The following is a 16,780-nucleotide window of genomic DNA, read 5'->3' as shown; positions in this document are numbered from 1 at the left end:
GCTGGCTCGTGAAGCCTGGGTTTCGGGGTTCCCGATCACCTCCCGTGGCAGTACCGCCGGATCCGGGAACCCTTTACTCTCTTTTCACAGCAGGGCTCCTACCTGGGGTTTTGCGCGTAAGACAGGTGGGGGCCATGGCGGAGCGGAACGAGGTCGGGGTGCGGTTCAACGTCCTTGGCTCGCTGGAGGGTTGGGCGGCGGGGGAACGGCTGAGACTGGGCGGTCCGATCCAGGAACGGGTCCTGGTGACTTTGCTTCTGGAACCGGGCCGCGTGGTGCCGGTGGCGCGGCTCGTGGAAGCCGCATGGGAGGACGAACCGCCCGCAACCGCCTCGCACCAGATCCGCAAGGCCGTGGCCGATCTGCGCCGGCGCATTCCGGGGGGAAGCGCCGTGATCGCCACCGACGGGCCGGGGTACCGGGTGGTGCTGGCGGAGGAGCAGCTCGACCTGAGCCTGTTCCTGCGGCACGCCCGGCGGGCCCGCGAGGAGCTGGCGGCCGGCCGCCGGGCCGGGGCCGAGTCGGAGCTGCGGGCCGGACTGGAGCTGTGGCGGGGCCCGGTCCTCGCGGGCGCGGGCGGCCCCGTCGTCGCCTCCGCGTCCACGGCGCTGGAGGAGCGGCGGCTCGCCGCGGCCGAGCAGCTGTTCCAGCTCCGGCTGGACCGCGGGGAGACCGCCGAACTCGTCGGCGACCTGCGCGAACTGGTCGCGGCGCACCCGCTGCGGGAGACCCTGCGCGGCCACCTGATGCTGGCCCTGTACCGGTCGGGGCGGCAGGCGGAGGCCCTGGAGGAGTTCGGCCGGGTCCGGGAGCTGCTGGTCGAGGAGCTGGGCGTGGACCCCGGTCCGCGGCTGGCCAGGCTGTACGAGGGCATCCTGCGCGACAGCCCCGAACTGGCCGCACCGGAGCCGGTGGCTCCGCCGGGGGCGGCCGCGGGGTCCGGCGGGGGTGAGGCTGCCGGGTCCGGCTCCGGGTCCGGCCTCGGGGAGGCGTCCCCGGCCGGTGCCGCGGGGGCCGGGGAGGGGAACCCGGCCGGCGGCAGCGGGACCGGTCCCGCTGCCGGTACGGGCTCCGGGGCCGCGCCCTGCACCCTCCCGTACGACCTCGCCGACTTCACCGGCCGCGAGCGCGAGCTCCAGGACCTGCTGGCCGCCGCCGGATTCGGGAGCGGGCAGGAGGCCGGGGGCGACGGGACCGGGACTGGTACCGGGACCGCCATCGTCGCCGTCGACGGCATGGGCGGCACCGGCAAGACCACCCTCGCCGTCCGCGCCGCACACCGCCTCGCCGAGCACTTCCCCGACGGGCAGCTGCACATCGACCTGCGCGGCTACACCCCCGGCGAGCAGCCGCTCCAGCCCGGTTCGGTGATCGCGAGCCTGCTGCGCACCCTCGGGGTGCCGGGGGAGCGGATCCCCGAGGAGCCCAGCGGGCAGGCCGCCCTGTGGCGGGCCACCCTGGTCGGCCGCCGGCTGCTGCTGCTCTTCGACAACGCCTCCGACGCCGCCCAGGTCCGCCCGCTGCTGCCGGCCTCGCCCGGCTGCCTGGTGCTGGTCACCAGCCGGGCGCGGCTCGTCGAACTGGACGGGGCCCGCTGGATATCCCTCGGGGTGATGTCCCCCGCCGACAGCCTGGCCCTGGTCACCGAGACCCTGGGCGCCGGGCGCACCGGGCGGGAGCCGGGGGCCGCGGCGGCGCTGGCCGCGCTCTGCGGGCACCTGCCGCTGGCCCTGCGGATCGCGACGGCCCGGCTGCGCAACCGCTCCCGCTGGACCCTCCAGCACCTGGTGGACCGGCTCGGCGACGAGACCCGGCTGCTGGACGAGCTGAGCTCGGGCGAGCGGAGCGTGGCGGCCACACTGAGGCTGTCGTACCAGGCCATGGGCGAGGACCACCGGTCCGCCTTCCGGCTGCTGGGGCTGCACCCGGGCGCGGAGATCGACGTGCACTCGGCCGGGGCGCTGCTGGGCGCGGATCCGCGGGACGCGGAGGACCTGCTGGAGGACCTCCTCGACATGCACCTCGTACAGCAGCACGAGCTGGGCTACTACGCCTTCCACGACCTGGTCCGCAGCTTCGCCCAGAGCCTGCGCAACGAGGAGACCCGCCCGGACGACGAGGCCGCCCTGGAACGGCTCCTGGACTACTTCTACGCCGCCACAGAATCGGCGTGCGCCACCCTCTTCCCGGGCCGCACCCGCTACGAGACGGGGCTGGCGGGGGGCGGGGCGGCGCTCCCGCCCCTCGGAGACGACTCGCTCGCCGCCGCGTGGTTCGAGCGGGAGGCCGACGCGCTGGCCGCGGCCGTGGCTGCGGCGGAGGCCGAGGGGCTGTCACGGCACGCCGTGTGGGTGGCCCGCAACCTGGTGTTCTTCCTGAACATGCGGACGTACCTGGAGCAGTACCTGCGGGTCGGCCAGGTCGCGATCGTGGCGGCCCGGCGGCTCGCGGACCCGCGCGCGCTGCGGGTCAGCCTGACCAACCAGATGTCCGTGCTGTGGAAGCTCGGGCGGTTCCGCGAGGGGATCGCGGTCACCGAGGAGGCGCTGCTGCTCGCGCGCGAACAGGGGGAGCGCCTGGGTGAGGGGGCCGCTCTGGAGAGCCTGGGCCTCCTGCACAGCTGCCTCGGCGAGCTCGCGGAGGGCCTGCGCTACCAGGAGCTGGCGGTGGCGGTCCACCAGGAGACGGGTGCGGTACGCGCCGAGATCTACGTACTGAGTTCGCTCAGCAGCACGTACGCCTGGCTGGGGCGCACACCGGATGCCGTCGGTGCGGGGGAGCGGGCCGCCGGACTGGCGCGCGAGCTCGGCAATCCGGACAGCGAGGTTGCCGCGCTGAACGTCCTGGCCTCGGCGCACCTGGACGTCGACCGCTTCGCCGAGGCAGAGCAGTGCCTCAAGCAGGCCCTCGTGCTGTTCGACGAGTCCCGCCATCCCGAGAGCTTCGCGGTGACGATGGCCCTGATGGCGGCCCTCGCACAGCACCTGGGCCGGGCCGACGAGGCCGCCGGCTACGAGCGGCAGGCGCTGGAGCTGCTGGAGCGGCGCACGGCCCCGCCCCGGCAGGTGGTGGTCGAACGGCTGCTGGGCGGCCTGTGGCTGGAGCGCGGCGACGACGCCCGTGCCCTGGAGTTCTTCGAGAGCGCGCACCGCCGTGCGGCGGCGGCCGAGTACCGCATCGAGGAGGCCCGCGCGCTGGCGGGCATCGGGCGGGCCGCGGAGGGGCTGGGCGACGCGGCGCGGGCGGCCGAGAGCCGGGCCGGGTCCGCCGGGCTCTTCGATGCGATGGGGGTACCGCCGCACGCCCGCCGCCCCCTGTGAGCCGGGCCGCCGCCTGAGGGTCCGGGAGCCGTGCACAACGCGGAGACGGCCCGTCCCCCCGTGGGACGGGCCGTCTCCGCGTCTGGTGCGTGCCGGGTCCGGCGTGCGCGTCGTGACGGGTCAGGGGCGCGGCGGGGCCGGCACCGGGGCGCCCGGACCGGTGTCCGTGCCGGCCGTGTAGTGGGCCTCCGCCTGCCGGTCCGGTACGCCCGCGCCCAGCCCCAGCGTGATGGCCAGTGCGATCATTCCGGCGATGCCGAATCCGGCGAACTTGCTGCGCATTTCTTTCCCCGCCCCTGTGGTTCCGTGGTGTCGTGCGTGGTGCTTGCGACACCACGGAGACTCGCGGCGGCCGTTCCCCAACGGTTCCCGCCGCGTTACCGACGTCGGACAGTACAGCGGGAACAAGCCGGTTGACAGTGCTGTCCGCCACCTGGCCGCCGACCCCGTCCGCGGTGGCCGGAACGGGTCAGTCGATCGCGATTTCGGACTCGAACCGGGCCCCCAGCGCGCGGAGCCGGTGCTCGCACTCCTCCCGGGTCGGCGCCGACAGGACCGCGGCCGCCAGGAAGTCCGAGGAGATGGCGGCCTCGCCGAGCACCTCGCCCGGGTCGGCGAACACCCCGTAGAACTCCACCCACGGCTCCTCCGGCGTGGCCGGAATCCGGCGGACCGTTCCCGGCCGCTTCATCATCAGGACCTGGCCCGCCATACGGACGGGTTCCAGCCGCTCCCGGCCGCCGGACCGGTTCTCCAGAGCCGCCGCCGGCAGCCCCGTCGCCGCCCGCGCGGCCAGCTCCACCGGGTGCACCCCGAACACGGCCGTCAGCACGTCCCGGATCCGCGCCCCCGCAGGCCGGGCCGCGACCTCGCAGACCACGAGCCGGTCGTCCGGGGTGTGGAACACCTCGGCGTGGAAGGCGCAGTCCGCCGGTCCGCCGAGCGCGGCCAGCGCCCGGTCCGCGAGGTCCAGCAGCCGGGGGGTGAGGGGGTCCCCGGGGGCCAGGGTCAGGTCCACCCGGGCCTCGCCGTCGGCCTGGAAGGACGACAGGTCGTACTGGTACTGCGAGGGCCAGGCCATGACCGTGCGCCCGCCCGCCACCACCCCGTCCACGTGGCACATCCGCCCGGGCACGTAGGCCTCCAGCAGCAGGCCGGCCGCGGGGCCCGGATCCCGGTCGGCGCCCGGCTGCGGACCGGACTCCGGGGAGGCCTCCGGGAAGGACTCGGCCAGTACGGCGTCCAGCTCCCCGGCGGTCCGTACGATCCGCAGGCCGATCGAGCCGAAGCCGTCCCGGGCCTTGAAGACCAGCGGCAGCCCGTGGGCTACGGCGAACTCCCTTACCTCCGCGGCCGAACCGGGCACGGTGTGCGGGGCCACCGCGATACCCGCCGCGGCCAGCCGGGACTTCATGAGGACCTTGTCGCGGAAGGGCATGACCTCCTCCGGGAGCTGGCCGGGCAGCCCGAACTCCTCGCGGAGCCGGGCGGCCCGGATCAGGTCGGCCTCGTGGTGGGCGATGACGTGCGTGACGCCGTACTCGTCGGCGAGGCGCAGGGCCAGCCCGTCCACGAGCGCCTCGTCGTCGAAGGTGTCGATCAGCTCCAGGTGCCGGTAGCCGCCGGGCCCGCCGGGCGGCTGCTCGCCCCCGGCCGCGATCCGGTCGCGGGCGGCGATCATCACCACCCCGCCGTCCAGCCCGTCGAGCCAGCGGTCGTAGGGGAAGGGGCCGAGGGGGAAGCGGTGCAGGACGAGGGCGGTCATGCCGCCACCTCCAGGTCGGGGGAGGGGGAGGAGGGAGTGGGGGAAGGGACGGGTGCGGCGGGTGCGGGCGGGGTCACGTCGATGCGGAGTTCCCGGGTGAGCGCTTCGCAGAGGGCCACCGCCGCGTCCGTGTCCGCGGCCGTGACCGCGGCGAAGCCGAGCCGGTCCCAGTTGTCGCGCAGCGGGCGGACCCGGTCCCCGGGCCGTACGGAGACCTCCACGGCCAGCACCCCGGGGCGGGCCGCGGCCTCCGCCACGCCCGAGACGGCGGTGACCGTGCCGGGGTCGCGGAGCACGAAGCGGGTGCAGGCCCCGGCCCGGGCCGGCGGCGGCCCCGGCAGTTCGGGGGCCAGGCCCAGGGGCCAGGCCATGCCGTATCCGATCAGGTCGATGCCGTAGGCCGCCTCGACCAGCTCGTTGATGTGCCCGCCGCCGACCCGGTTGTGGGACTCGATGACCACCGGTCCGCGGGGGCCGAGCCGCAGCTCGGTGTGGCTGGGGCCGTCGGCCAGGCCCATGGCGTCGAGGAACTGCACGACGGCGGCGGTGATCCGCTCGTGGTCCCGCGGGGCCAGCCGGGCCGGCAGGGCGTGCCCCAGCTCGGCGAAGTGCGCCTCGTCCACCAGCTTCTCGGTGACGGCGACCACCACGTGCCGGCCGCCGAAGCTGAAGGCCTCCACGCTGAACTCGGGCCCGTCGATGTACGACTCCATCAGGAACTCGCGGACGGTGAACAGGGTCGAGCCGCGGTCGGTGCGCCGCCCGCGCAGCTCCTCGATCCGCTCCCACACCGCGTCCAGCTCCGCCGGCCCGGCCACCCGCATCAGGCCGAAGCCCGCCGTGGCGTCCGTCGGCTTGATGATGAAGGGGTAGCCCGCCCGGCGGCCGAAGGCCTCCAGCGAGGCGCGGTCGGACACCCGGTCCCAGTGGACGGTGGGCACGCCCCGCTCGCTGAGGTGCCGGCGCATCAGGTGCTTGTTGCGCAGCCGGCGGCTGACCTCGGGGCGGGTGCCCGGGAAGCCGAAGTGCTCGTTCAGGAGGGCGGCGGTGTCGAGCCCGCCCTCGGTGAGGGAGACCACGGTGTCGAAGCCGTACGCCTGGCGGGCCGCCTCGGCCAGCGGCCGCACGGTCTCCCAGTCCGTGTAGTCGATCATCAGCAGGACGTCGGCCAGCCCGGTCTGGTACGCGTTGACCTTGTCGGGGTGCTGGAGCAGCACCACGCGTACGCCGAGGTCCTTCGCCCGCGCGAGGTGCTGGTCCGTGGCGCCGACGAGCAGCACGGTCCGCCGGGCGGGGGCAGCGGGGGCCGCGGGAGGCGGGGAAGACGCGGGGACCGGGGAGGTACGGGCGTCCAGGCCCGCGCCGACGGCCGCCGCGCGGGCCTCGGCCTCCCCGGGGGTGGCCCCGGACACGACGGCGTAGCCGTGGCGGGTGGCGGAGTCGGTGGTCGGGGGCAGTTCGTCCCCCGGCCGGTACGGGAAGTGCAGGGCGTGGACGTGCTCCGGCGCCCGCAGTTCCGCGAGGTCGGCGACGGACTCCAGGCGTCCGGCGGGCAGTTGGAAGAAGCCGACCGAGGCCCAGCGGACCGGGTCGGGCACGGTGACCGGCTCCCCGGCGAGCGCCCGGAACACGGCGGCTTCCAGGTCGAAACCCGTCGCCACCTCCACGAGCAGCGGGATGCGGTCCCCGCCGAGGCGGGCCTGGGACTCCACGATGCGCGGTCCGGCCGGGGTGAGGATCACCTCGGTGTGCGCGGGCCCGAACTCGTACCCGGCCAGGTCCAGCAGGGCGGTGACGGTCGAGCGGACCGCCCCCGCGTCCTCGGGGGACAGGGGCGCCGGGTGCACGTGCCCCGTCTCGACGAACCCGGGCGGGCCTCCGGTCTGCTTCGCGGTGATCCCCACCACGCGGTGCATCCCGTCGACGGTGAGCGTCTCCACGCTGAACTCGGGCCCCTCCAGGAACTCCTCGACCACGAAGGGTCCCTGGAGCCCGGCGGCCGCGACCCGCGCGGTCCACTCGGCGAGCTCGTCCCCGCTGCGGACCAGGGCCACCCCGCGGCTGCCCGCCGAGTTGGCGGGCTTGACCACGGCCGGGTAGCCGAACCCGGCCAGCAGCGGCCCGACTTCGCCGGCCGTGCCGGCCTGCCGGGCCCGGACCGCGGAGACCCCGTGCCGGTTGAGCAGCCGGCGCATCGCGTTCTTGTCGTTGAGGAGGCGGACGGACTCGGCGGTGTTCGGGGACAGCCCGAGGGCCTGCGCCTCCGCGAGCACCGGGGCCATGCTGGCCTCGCTGCCCAGGTGTAGGACGTGCCCGATGCCGTGCTCGGCGGCCATGGTCCGGACCAGGGCGCGCAGGGCCGCCTCGTCCGCGAAGTCGACGAGCTCCAGCCGCTCGGAGTGCACGGCGACCGAGGCCAGGTACTCAGGGGAGCGCAGGGCCGGGTCCCAGATCGACCAGACCGAGAAGCCGGCCTCCACGGCCTTGCGGACGAGCTGCTCGTACGGCATGACCATCAGGAGGCGGTCGGGGTGGCGGGGGTGGTTCACGACGGCGCTCCGCTCTCGAGGGGGACGGCGGCCTGCGGCTCCGGGGCGGCGGCGCGCGCTTCGCGCAGCGGCAGCAGGGAGCGGTAGACGAGGATGGCGGCGAGGCCGAAGGCCCCGTACAGCAGGCTCATGCCGACGGGGGGCACGAAGGCGCCCAGCGTCACGCACAGGGAGCCGATCAGCAGCCCGATGCGGGCGTTGAGCCCGTAGGCGGCCAGGTACTTGGTCCGGGCGGCCGGGTCGATCAGGTCGGCCAGGACGGCCTGCTTGACCGGGACGTTCGCGATCTCGCCGACGGTCAGCAGCACGGCCGCCGCGATGAGGATCCAGCCGCTGTTGCTGACCGCGAGGACCATGTACCCGGCGGTGAACACGGCGGTGCCCGCGTAGAGCCGTACGCGGTCCGACAGCCGGCGGAACATGCTGCCCGCGAACAGGGCGAAGGCCACCACCAGCGCGGTGTTGACCGCGCGCAGGATGCCCAGCATGGCCACGCCGTCCACCTGCGGGAACCAGCGCTCCAGCCCGGCCAGGGCCTGGGCGGGGAACTCCTCGGAGAGGCGTACGGCGATGTAGTAGCCGATCTGCACCTCGACGGCGCGGGTCAGGATCGCCGCGCCCAGCAGCCGCAGGAAGACCCGGTCGCGGGAGACGGCGAGGTAGCCGCGGAGCATGGCGGGGATGCCGGCGGCCTGCTCCCGGGAGCCCGCGGGGGCGCTCTCGGCGATCTTGGCCCAGACGACCAGGGTGGTCAGGGCCGAGAGGACGGCGGAGGCGGCGAGGAGCAGGGTGAAGTGCTCCCCGTAGAAGAAGCCGCCGATCAGGGCGCCCGCGGTGAAGGCCAGGTTGATGGACCAGTAGTTGACCGTGTAGACGAGCTGCCGGTTCTCCGGGGTGGAGACGTCGATCATCATCGCGTCGGCGGCGGGGGTGGCCGCCCCGGCCAGGCAGGTGTTCAGCAGGAAGAGGGCGAAGGTCGCCGCTCCCGACTGCCACCAGGGCGAGTTGGCGAGCGCGAGGAGGGCGAAGGTCGCCGTCGCGCCGAGCTCGCCCGCGACCATCAGGGGCTTGCGGCCGTACACGTCGGCCAGGTGGCCGCCGAGGAAGTTGCTGGCGATGCCCGCCGCGGCCACGGCCAGGGTCAGCACGCCGGCGGTCGCGGCCCCGTACAGGGCGGCGAGGTGGATCACCATCAGCGGCATCAGCATGATGCCGAGCAGCCGCTGGACGAACCCGACGGCGAGCCGCAGCTTGATGTTCGGGTGCAGCTCGCGGAAGTTCACTGCGCCGCCCCGTCGTCCGCGGGGCCGCTGCCCGGGCCGGTGCTGGCGGGGGCGGCGGCGCTGGCGCACGGGGTGTCGGAGAGGACGCCGCCCTTGCCCCAGTGGCCGGGCTCCACGTCGCGCACGATCACGGTCACGGCCTCGTCGGGGCAGTGGGCGACCCTGGCGACGGTCCGGGTCAGTTCGTGGACGAGCTCGGCGCGCTGGGCACGGTCGTTGCCCTTCCACCAGTCGACGGTGATCACCGGCATGTCGGGTTCCTTTGCTGTGGGGGAGTGGGCTGTGGGGGAGCGGGGGCCGCGGCGGCGGGCCGGGGGTCAGGAGGCGGGAGCGGGCGCGGGAGCCGCAGCCGCGGTGGCGGGGCGGTCGGCGGGGGCGCCGGGCTCGTCCCAGAGGCTCAGGTAGCGCTCGCCGGTGTCCGGCAGCACGGCGACGATCGAGGCGCCGATGAAATCGGGCTCGGCGGCCAGGCGGGCGCAGGCGTGGGCCACGGCGCCGGAGGAGACCCCGGCGAAGATGCCCTGGCGGCGGGCGAGGGTGCGGGCGGCGGACATCGCGTCCTCGTCCGAGACGGTCACGACCCGGTCGATCAGGGACACGTCGGTGGTCGGCGCGACGAACCCGCCGTTCAGCCCGGGGATGCGGTGCAGGCCGCCGGTGCCCCGGGACAGGACGGGCGAGTTCTCGGGCTCGACCGCGACCACGCGGATCGACGGGTCCTGCTCCTTGAGGTACTTCGCGGCCCCGCTGAGGGTGCCGCCCGTGCCGACCCCGCACACCAGCACGTCGATGCGGCCCGCGGTGTCCGTCCAGATCTCCGGGCCGGTGGTCTCGTAGTGGGCCTGCACGTTGGCGGGGTTCTCGTGCTGGCAGGGGAACCAGGAGCCGGGGGTGGCCGCGTGCAGCTCCTGCGCCCTGGCGATGGCCCCCGGGTAGCCGGCCTCGCGCGGGGTCTGCACCACCTCCGCGCCGAGGGCCTTCAGCAGCGCCACGCGCTCGGCGGTGGCGCTGTCGGGCAGCACGATCACGCAGCGGTAGCCGCGGGCGGCGGAGAACGCGGCCAGGGAGATGCCGGTGTTGCCGGAGGTGGCCTCGATGACGGTGCCGCTGCCCGGGGTGAGCTCCCCGCGCAGCTCGGCGGCGCGCAGCATGTACAGGGCGGCGCGGTCCTTGCTGCTGGACATCGGGTTCGCGGACTCCAGCTTGGCCAGCACCTCGGTGCCGGGGGCGGAGTCCTCGAAGCGCAGCCGGATCAGGGGGGTGGAGCCCACGAGGTCCTCGATGCTGTCGGCGATGGGGCGGGTGGTGCGGGTGGTGTGGGGCGTGCAAGCGGTACGGGTGCTGTCGGCGGTGCTCATGGGGCGGTTCCTCACACGTCGGGGCGTACGGCTGGGCGGCGGCGGGCCGGGACGGGGGCCGTACGCCGAGGGAGTGTTCGCGGGGGCGTCCGCGGGGGAGGCCGCGGGGAAAGGGGGCGCTGCGGGGTGGGGCGGGCCGGGGCGGCGGCTACCAGGACCCGGCCGAGGCGGTCACGGCGTACAGGTCCTCCATGGGCTGCGGCTGCGCGCCGACCGCCTTGACCACGGCGGTGGCGGCGAGCACCCGGGCCCCCGGGGGCACGTCCTTGTTCACCAGGGCCTGCGCCCCGATGACGGCGTGCGCGCCGATGGTGACGGGCCCCAACACGGTGGCGTTCGTCCCGAGGACCACGTCGTGGCCGACCACGGGGTGGCGGCGCTCGCCCTCCGGGCGGGCGTTGTCGCTCCACCAGCCGACGGCGCCCAGGGTGACCTGGTGGTAGATCGTCACGTCGTCGCCGACCACCGCGGTCTCGCCGATCACGACGGCGGCCCCGTGGTCGATGAACACGCGGCGGCCGAGCCGGGCGCCCGGGTGGATCTCCACCGCGGTGCCGCGCCGGGCGAGCCAGGCGACGGCGCGGGCGGTCAGCCGCAGTCCGCGCAGGTGCAGCCGGTGCGCGACCCGGTGGGCCCACAGGGCCGGCAGGGCCGCGTGCAGCAGGGCCTCACGGCGGTTGCGCATGGAGGGGTCCCGGGCCACGACCACGTCCAGGTCCTCCTTCAGCGTGCGCATCAGGCCGGTGAGCCCTGCGGCTGCGGGGTCCGGGCCGGGGTCGGCGGGGCCCGCGGGCCGGTTCGGGTCGGCCGGCATCACACGAGCACCTCCACCCGCTCGTCCACCGCGTCGGCCGCGGCGAGCAGGGCCCGGGTGAGGCCGGTCAGCTGCGCGACGACCTCGGGGTCGGTGTAGCGGCCGTCCTCCCGCGGGAGGCTCCCGGCCCCGCCGACGGCCACCGGCCCGTGCTCGACCACGCGGGCGCCGCAGCGGGTGAGGACCCCGGTCAGGCCGGGCTGGGCGTCGACCGCCCCGCGGGCCCCCGGGGAGGCGCTGGCCACGGCGGCGGGCTTGTCCTTGAGCGGGGAGGCGCCGCCGGGCCGGGACAGCCAGTCGAGGGCGTTCTTGAGGGCGCCCGGCATCTCGCCGTTGTACGACGGGGTGCTGAAGAAGAGGGCGTCGGCGCCGGAGACCAGCTCCTTCGCGGCCCGGACCCCGGCGGAGGCGTCGGCCTGCTCCAGGAGCCAGTCGTAGTGGGGGAGCGCGGTGATGTCGAGCCACGCCGCCTCGTGCGCCCCGGGCAGGTCCGCGAGGATCCCCTCCACGGTCGCCAGTACGGCGCTGTTCACCGATTCCCGGCGCGCGCTGCCGGACACCAGAACGATCTTTGCCACGGGAACCCCTCTCCTCGGCTGCCCGGTCGGCAGGCCTTCGACTGGACGGAGACTCCCTCCCGCGGTTCCCGAACCCCTCCCGCTCCGTTCCCGGGGCGCTTCACGCGAGCGAACGCGCTCGTGCTTCACTGGGCGGGAAGAACTTCCGGAGGATGAGAGAGGGCTGCCGTGGCTGCTCCCAAGGCGAGCGCAACGATCCGCTACACCGCGATGCGGCTGGGCATCTTCGCCGGCTGCTTCCTCGCGGTGACGGGCCTGGTCCAGCTGAAGGTGCTGCCCGCCGGCATCGGCGACGCCAACCTGGCCTGGGTGGCCCTGCTCGCGCTGGTGCTCTCCGCCCCGCTGTCGTTCGTCCTGCTGCGCAAGCAGCGCGACGAGATGTCCGTACAGATCAGCGGCCGCGTCGAGAGCGCGAAGGACCGGCTGGCCGACAACCGCAGCCAGGAGGACGAGGCCGACGACGCCGCCCGCGCCGCCTCGTGACCGGTTTACCCCCCGGGTGACCGGTCTGGACCTTTCGTAAGGTTCGTCACACTCCGCCCGCCCCGGTGCAGGACTTTCCGTTCCTGCGCCGGGGTTTCGGCGTTCCTGCGGAAGTATGGCTCAAAGTAAGACTTTGAGAATCTCAAAGGGCAAGTGTTAGCGTGTGAAACATGATGACCGCAGCCGCGCCCCACCCGGCCATGAGCACCCTGCTCGTGGCGCGCCTGCACGTCGATCTCTGCCGCCGCGTGTCCGCGGCCTGCTGCTGTCGCTGAAGTCCTCGTTCCGCACAGCCAGATCCGCTGAAACGAATTCAGCAAGCACCTCAGCAGCGGTCCCGGCCGGCCCGCTTACGGCTGCCGCACCGCACCACCCGAACCATCCCCCCACCCCCGTGCGCCACTACCGGAGTGTGTCCGTGTCCGCGAACCCGAAGACCACAGCGCCCAAGGCGCCCGTGAAGTCCTCGTTCAGCTTCCCCTTCTGGGCCCAGATCGTCGCCGGCCTCGTGCTCGGCGTCCTGCTCGGCTGGCTCGCCCGCAGCCAGGACATCGGCTGGCTCTACACCACCCTGGAGAAGGTCGGCGACATCTTCGTCCAGCTGCTGAAGCTGGCCGTCGCCCCGCTCGTCTTCTTCGCGATCCTGGTGTCGATCACCAACCTCCGCAAGGTCAACAACGCGGCCCGGCTGGCCTCCCGCACCCTGCTCTGGTTCATGATCACCTCGCTGATCGCGGTGGGCATCGGCATCACGCTCGGCCTGCTCACCGACCCGGGCGCGGGCACCGGCCTGACCCCGAAGGACGGCAAGGCCCCCGAGAACACCGGCTCCTGGATCGACTTCCTGACCGGCATCGTGCCCTCGGACGTGATCACCCCGTTCACCGAGCTGAACGTCCTCCAGATCGTCTTCATGGCCGCCGTCGCCGGTATCGCCGCGCTCCAGCTCGGCGAGAAGGCCGCCCCGGTCCTCGCCCTGTCGGAGTCGGTCCTCGCGCTCCTCCAGAAGGCCCTGTGGTGGGTCATCCGCCTCGCCCCGATCGGCACCGTCGGCCTCATCGGCTACGCCATCGCCGACTACGGCTGGGACCTGATCGGCAAGTACGCGACCTTCACCGCCGACGTCTACATCGGCTGCGCCCTGGTCCTCTTCGGCGTCTACCCGCTGCTCCTGGCCACCGTCGCCAAGGTCAACCCGCTCCAGTTCTTCAAGGGCGCCTGGCCCGCCATCCAGCTGGCCTTCGTCTCCCGCTCCTCGGTCGGCACCATGCCGGTCACCCAGAAGGTCACCGAGCGCCTCGGCGTCCCGAAGGAGTACACCTCCTTCGCCGTCCCGTTCGGCGCCACCACCAAGATGGACGGCTGCGCCGCGATCTACCCGGCGCTGGCCGCGATCTTCATCGCCCAGATCTTCGACGTCCCGCTGAGCATCGGCGACTACCTGCTGATCGCCTTCGTCTCGGTGGTCGGCTCCGCCGCCACCGCCGGCCTCACGGGCGCCACGGTCATGCTCACCCTCACCCTGTCCACCCTGGGCCTCCCCCTGGAGGGCGTCGGCCTGCTGCTGGCCATCGACCCGATCCTGGACATGATCCGCACCGCCACCAACGTGGCCGGCCAGGCCCTCGTCCCGGTCATCGTCGCCGCCCGCGAGGGCATCCTCGACCGCGAGGCCTACGCCTCCGCCTCGTCCTCCCCCATCGACGACCGCGACCCCCTCGCGACCCCCACCCCGGCCGCGGCCTGACCCCCGCAGCCCCGCACACCCCCCCCACAGGGACCACCACAGCCCCCGCCCCCGTCCGGGCGGGGGCTGCGGTGTGCTGCGGGGCCGGTCGCCCCGGGGCTCCTGCCCGGCTCGGGCCGCCGGACCTCTGGACCTGCTCACATCGGTGGGGCCGGGTGGGGGCGGGTTGTGATCATCGCAGGGGGCGATCGGCCCGGACGGTACGTACAGGGGGGTAGTCGTGGTGGAGAAGAAGAGCGGTGCGGGGCGGCGGGCGCGGGCCGTCGGGGCGGTGGCCGCGGCGGTGCTCGCCGCGGGCGGCGGGGTCGCCTGGGCGGTGACGTACGAGGGCCGGAACGCGCTGGCGGGGCTGGGTTCGGGCGGCGTAGGGGTGTCGGAGCCCGCACCCGGGGAGAGCCACTGGGCCGTGCTGACCCTGCTGGAGAACGTGAGTGACGGGCCCGTGGACGTGCTGCGCGTCCGGGTGGTCGGCAAGTCCGCTGCGCTGAGGGTCGACCGGTACGCCGCGTTCAGCCGGAAGGAGGCCGGCGGGGTGCCGCTGAGCCTGCGGGCCGAGAACGGGGACGCGCTGTCCGACCTCTCCGGGAAGCCCGTCCGGGTGGCGCCGGGGCAGGAGGGCGACGTCTTCTACGCGGCGCGCCTGACCCTGACCGGAGCGGCGCCCGCGGCCATCCGGACCTGCGAGGTGACCTACCGGCACGGCGGGATCGAGTACGAGCGGGAGTTCCCCTGCGAGTTCTCCATGGGCGAGGACTGACGCGGGCGGGGACTGACGCGGGCGGGGACTGCGCGGGCCGGACGGTCCGGGCCGGGCGGCCCCGCGCCGCCTCCGCAGCCCCCGCGGGGCCTCCCCGCGGGGGCTGCGGCCGTGTGCGGGGTGTGGCGGTCCTGTGCAAGGGGTTCTCAGGCGGGGTTACCCGTGAGTTAATTACCGACGGTAACTCGCGCCCCCTACGTGAGGAGGATCCGTGTCCGAGCCGGTGATGCACGTGGCAGGTGGGGCAGGCGGGGTCGTGCGGGAGGTGGCCGTGCCCGCGCTCGCCTCCGTGCCGGAGCACGGCTCGCTCGGCGACATCCCGTTCACGAACGCCGCCGAGGAACCCGCCGCCGCCGTGATCGCCCGCCGCACCGCCGACGGCGGCTGGCAGGACCTGACCGCCGCCGAGTTCGCCGCCGAGGTGCTCGCCGTGGCGAAGGGGCTGATCGCGGAGGGCCTCCAGTGGGGGGACCGGATCGCGATCATGTCCCGTACGACGTACGAGTGGACGCTGCTGGACTTCGCCGCCTGGGCCGCCGGGCTGATCACCGTCCCCGTCTACCCCACCTCCTCCGCCGTCCAGGTCCGCTGGATCATGCAGGACTCCGGGGCCGTGGCCTGCGCCGTCGAGGACACCGTCCAGGCCCGGCTGGTCAGCGGGGAGCGCCCGTACCTGCCGGGGCTGCACCACCTGTGGGAGTTCGACACCGGCGCCCTCGACCGGCTCAAGCGGGCCGGGGCGCACGTCCCCGACGCCGAGGTCGAGCAGCGGCGGGCCATGACCGGGCCCCCGTCCGTCGCCACCGTCATCTACACCTCCGGCACCACCGGCGTGCCCAAGGGCTGCGTGCTCACCCACGCCAACTTCTTCGCCGAGGTCGACAACGCCGTAGAGCTGCTGCACCCGGCCTTCAAGGGGGCCACCGACGAGGCCCCCTCCACCCTGCTCTTCCTGCCGCTCTCCCACGTCTTCGGCCGCATGGTCGCCGTCGGCTGCCTCCGCGCCCGGGTCCGGCTCGGCCACGCGCCCAGCATCGCGGGCGACGACCTGCTGCGCGACCTCGCCTCCTTCCGCCCCACCTTCCTGCTCGCCATCCCGTACGTGCTGGAGAAGGTCTACAACACCGCCCGCGCCACCGCCGAGCGCATGGGCCGCGCCTCCTCCTTCGACCGCGCCGCCCGCATCGCCGGCCGGGTCGGGGTGCTGCGCGTGGCCGGCCGGCGCCCCCGGCCCGTCCTGCGGGCCGCGCACGCCCTGTACGACCTGCTCGTCTACCGCCGGATCCGGGCCGCGCTCGGCGGCAGGGTCAAGTACGTGATCAGCGGCGCGTCCCCGCTCGGGGAGCGCCTCGCCGCCTTCTACGCGGGCGCGGGCATCGAGGTGTACGAGGGCTACGGGCTCACGGAGACCACCGGCGCCTCCACCGTCACCCCGCCCCTCGCCCCCCGCCTCGGCACCGTCGGCCGCCCCCTGCCCGGCACCGCCGTCCGCATCGCCGAGGACGGCGAGGTCCTCCTGTACGGGCAGCACGTCTTCAGCGGCTACTGGGACTCCGCCGCCGGGGTGATCGTGCCGGCCACCGACGCCGCGCAGTGGCTCCCGACCGGGGACATCGGCGCCCTCGACGCCGACGGCTACCTGACCATCACCGGCCGCAAGAAGGACCTCCTCATCACCTCCGCCGGCAAGAACGTGGCCCCCGCCCCGCTGGAGGACTGGCTGCGGGCCCACCCCCTGGTCGGCCAGTGCCTCGTCCTCGGGGACAACCGCCCGTACATCACCGCCCTCATCACCCTCGACCCCGACGGGCTCCAGCACTGGCGCACCATGCGCCGCAAGCAGTCGCTGCGGCGCGCCGAACTGGCCGTGGACGGGGAGCTGCGCGCCGAGCTCCAGCGGGCCGTGGACGAGGCCAACGCGCAGGTCTCGCGCGCCGAGTCGATCCGCGCGTTCACCGTGCTCCCCGTCGACTTCTCGGAGGCGCGCGGGCACCTCACCCCGTCCCTGAAACTCCGGCGCGCGGCGATCCTCCAGGACTTCGAGGCGGAGATCGAGGACCTGTACCGGCAGTGACGGCCCGGCGGGCGGGTGCCGGACCGGGACCTTATGGTGGTCCGGGGGCAGG

Annotated in this window: 13 protein-coding genes; 5 read left to right on the top strand and 8 right to left on the bottom strand. The window is 74.5% G+C overall.

Features of this window, described 5'->3' with window-relative positions; all coding sequences use genetic code 11:
* The first annotated feature begins 134 nt into the window (after positions 1 to 134).
* Positions 135 to 3,320 (top strand): AfsR/SARP family transcriptional regulator, encoded by a 3,186-nt coding sequence (locus tag ACZ7JZ_RS02425; protein WP_470932274.1) that lies wholly within the window; start codon positions 135 to 137, stop codon positions 3,318 to 3,320.
* A gap of 120 nt (positions 3,321 to 3,440) precedes the next feature.
* Here the strand turns inward: ACZ7JZ_RS02425 and ACZ7JZ_RS02420 are convergent, their stop codons facing one another.
* From ACZ7JZ_RS02420 to ACZ7JZ_RS02385, 8 genes are all read right to left on the bottom strand, one after another.
* On the bottom strand, positions 3,441 to 3,602 hold the full coding sequence (locus ACZ7JZ_RS02420) for a hypothetical protein (protein ID WP_470932272.1): 162 nt from the start codon (positions 3,600 to 3,602) through the stop codon (positions 3,441 to 3,443).
* Positions 3,603 to 3,789: 187 nt separating this feature from the next.
* The gene (locus tag ACZ7JZ_RS02415; protein ID WP_470932270.1) at positions 3,790 to 5,085 is read right to left on the bottom strand and encodes an ATP-grasp domain-containing protein; all 1,296 of its coding nucleotides are present in this window, start codon (positions 5,083 to 5,085) and stop codon (positions 3,790 to 3,792) included.
* Complete coding sequence (locus tag ACZ7JZ_RS02410) at positions 5,082 to 7,634, bottom strand: ATP-grasp domain-containing protein (RefSeq protein WP_470932268.1); 2,553 nt, start codon at positions 7,632 to 7,634, stop codon at positions 5,082 to 5,084. Before ACZ7JZ_RS02410 ends, ACZ7JZ_RS02415 begins: the two co-directional genes overlap by 4 nt.
* Positions 7,631 to 8,917 carry an MFS transporter gene (locus ACZ7JZ_RS02405; RefSeq protein ID WP_470932266.1) on the bottom strand — a complete coding sequence of 429 codons (1,287 nt, stop codon included), beginning with the start codon at positions 8,915 to 8,917 and terminating at the stop codon, positions 7,631 to 7,633. Before ACZ7JZ_RS02405 ends, ACZ7JZ_RS02410 begins: the two co-directional genes overlap by 4 nt.
* On the bottom strand, positions 8,914 to 9,168 hold the full coding sequence (locus ACZ7JZ_RS02400) for a tautomerase family protein (RefSeq protein ID WP_470932264.1): 255 nt from the start codon (positions 9,166 to 9,168) through the stop codon (positions 8,914 to 8,916). The genes ACZ7JZ_RS02405 and ACZ7JZ_RS02400 overlap by 4 nt, the downstream gene beginning before the upstream one ends.
* A gap of 66 nt (positions 9,169 to 9,234) precedes the next feature.
* A complete protein-coding gene (locus ACZ7JZ_RS02395; protein WP_470932262.1) occupies positions 9,235 to 10,275 on the bottom strand; it encodes a PLP-dependent cysteine synthase family protein in 1,041 nt (346 codons plus the stop codon).
* 148 nt (positions 10,276 to 10,423) lie between these two features.
* Positions 10,424 to 11,011, bottom strand: a complete 588-nt coding sequence (epsC, locus tag ACZ7JZ_RS02390; RefSeq protein WP_470932462.1) for a serine O-acetyltransferase EpsC — start codon at positions 11,009 to 11,011, stop codon at positions 10,424 to 10,426.
* A 77-nt stretch (positions 11,012 to 11,088) separates the two neighbouring features.
* Positions 11,089 to 11,667, bottom strand: coding sequence for an NADPH-dependent FMN reductase (locus tag ACZ7JZ_RS02385; RefSeq protein ID WP_470932260.1), 579 nt, complete (start codon positions 11,665 to 11,667; stop codon positions 11,089 to 11,091).
* 210 nt (positions 11,668 to 11,877) lie between these two features.
* Here ACZ7JZ_RS02385 and ACZ7JZ_RS02380 point away from each other — a divergent pair, with 210 nt between their 5' ends.
* From ACZ7JZ_RS02380 to ACZ7JZ_RS02365, 4 genes are all read left to right on the top strand, one after another.
* Positions 11,878 to 12,150 (top strand): DUF4229 domain-containing protein, encoded by a 273-nt coding sequence (locus ACZ7JZ_RS02380; protein WP_470932461.1) that lies wholly within the window; start codon positions 11,878 to 11,880, stop codon positions 12,148 to 12,150.
* Between the two features lie 418 nt (positions 12,151 to 12,568).
* On the top strand, positions 12,569 to 13,897 hold the full coding sequence (locus ACZ7JZ_RS02375; RefSeq protein ID WP_470932258.1) for a dicarboxylate/amino acid:cation symporter: 1,329 nt from the start codon (positions 12,569 to 12,571) through the stop codon (positions 13,895 to 13,897).
* A 220-nt stretch (positions 13,898 to 14,117) separates the two neighbouring features.
* Positions 14,118 to 14,654 (top strand): hypothetical protein, encoded by a 537-nt coding sequence (locus ACZ7JZ_RS02370; RefSeq protein WP_470932256.1) that lies wholly within the window; start codon positions 14,118 to 14,120, stop codon positions 14,652 to 14,654.
* A 226-nt stretch (positions 14,655 to 14,880) separates the two neighbouring features.
* Positions 14,881 to 16,728, top strand: coding sequence for an AMP-dependent synthetase/ligase (locus tag ACZ7JZ_RS02365; RefSeq protein WP_470932459.1), 1,848 nt, complete (start codon positions 14,881 to 14,883; stop codon positions 16,726 to 16,728).
* Positions 16,729 to 16,780 lie beyond the last annotated feature (52 nt).

The sequence above is a fragment of the Streptomyces sp. NPDC038213 genome (genome assembly GCF_055600495.1).
The sequence above is the reverse complement of the archived record's forward strand: the minus strand, read 5'-3'. Positions and strand labels throughout refer to the sequence as shown.

What these genes read in the sequence shown, in the direction of transcription:
- ACZ7JZ_RS02420 (WP_470932272.1), bottom strand. Translation starts at nt 3,602, where the DNA reads ATGCGCAGCAAGTTCGCCGGATTCGGCATCGCCGGAATGATCGCACTG.
- ACZ7JZ_RS02365 (WP_470932459.1), top strand. Translation starts at nt 14,881, where the DNA reads ATGCACGTGGCAGGTGGGGCAGGCGGGGTCGTGCGGGAGGTGGCCGTG.
- ACZ7JZ_RS02415 (WP_470932270.1), bottom strand. Translation starts at nt 5,085, where the DNA reads ATGACCGCCCTCGTCCTGCACCGCTTCCCCCTCGGCCCCTTCCCCTAC.
- ACZ7JZ_RS02425 (WP_470932274.1), top strand. Translation starts at nt 135, where the DNA reads ATGGCGGAGCGGAACGAGGTCGGGGTGCGGTTCAACGTCCTTGGCTCG.
- ACZ7JZ_RS02380 (WP_470932461.1), top strand. Translation starts at nt 11,878, where the DNA reads ATGCGGCTGGGCATCTTCGCCGGCTGCTTCCTCGCGGTGACGGGCCTG.
- ACZ7JZ_RS02400 (WP_470932264.1), bottom strand. Translation starts at nt 9,168, where the DNA reads ATGCCGGTGATCACCGTCGACTGGTGGAAGGGCAACGACCGTGCCCAG.
- ACZ7JZ_RS02395 (WP_470932262.1), bottom strand. Translation starts at nt 10,275, where the DNA reads ATGAGCACCGCCGACAGCACCCGTACCGCTTGCACGCCCCACACCACC.
- epsC (WP_470932462.1), bottom strand. Translation starts at nt 11,011, where the DNA reads ATGCGCACGCTGAAGGAGGACCTGGACGTGGTCGTGGCCCGGGACCCC.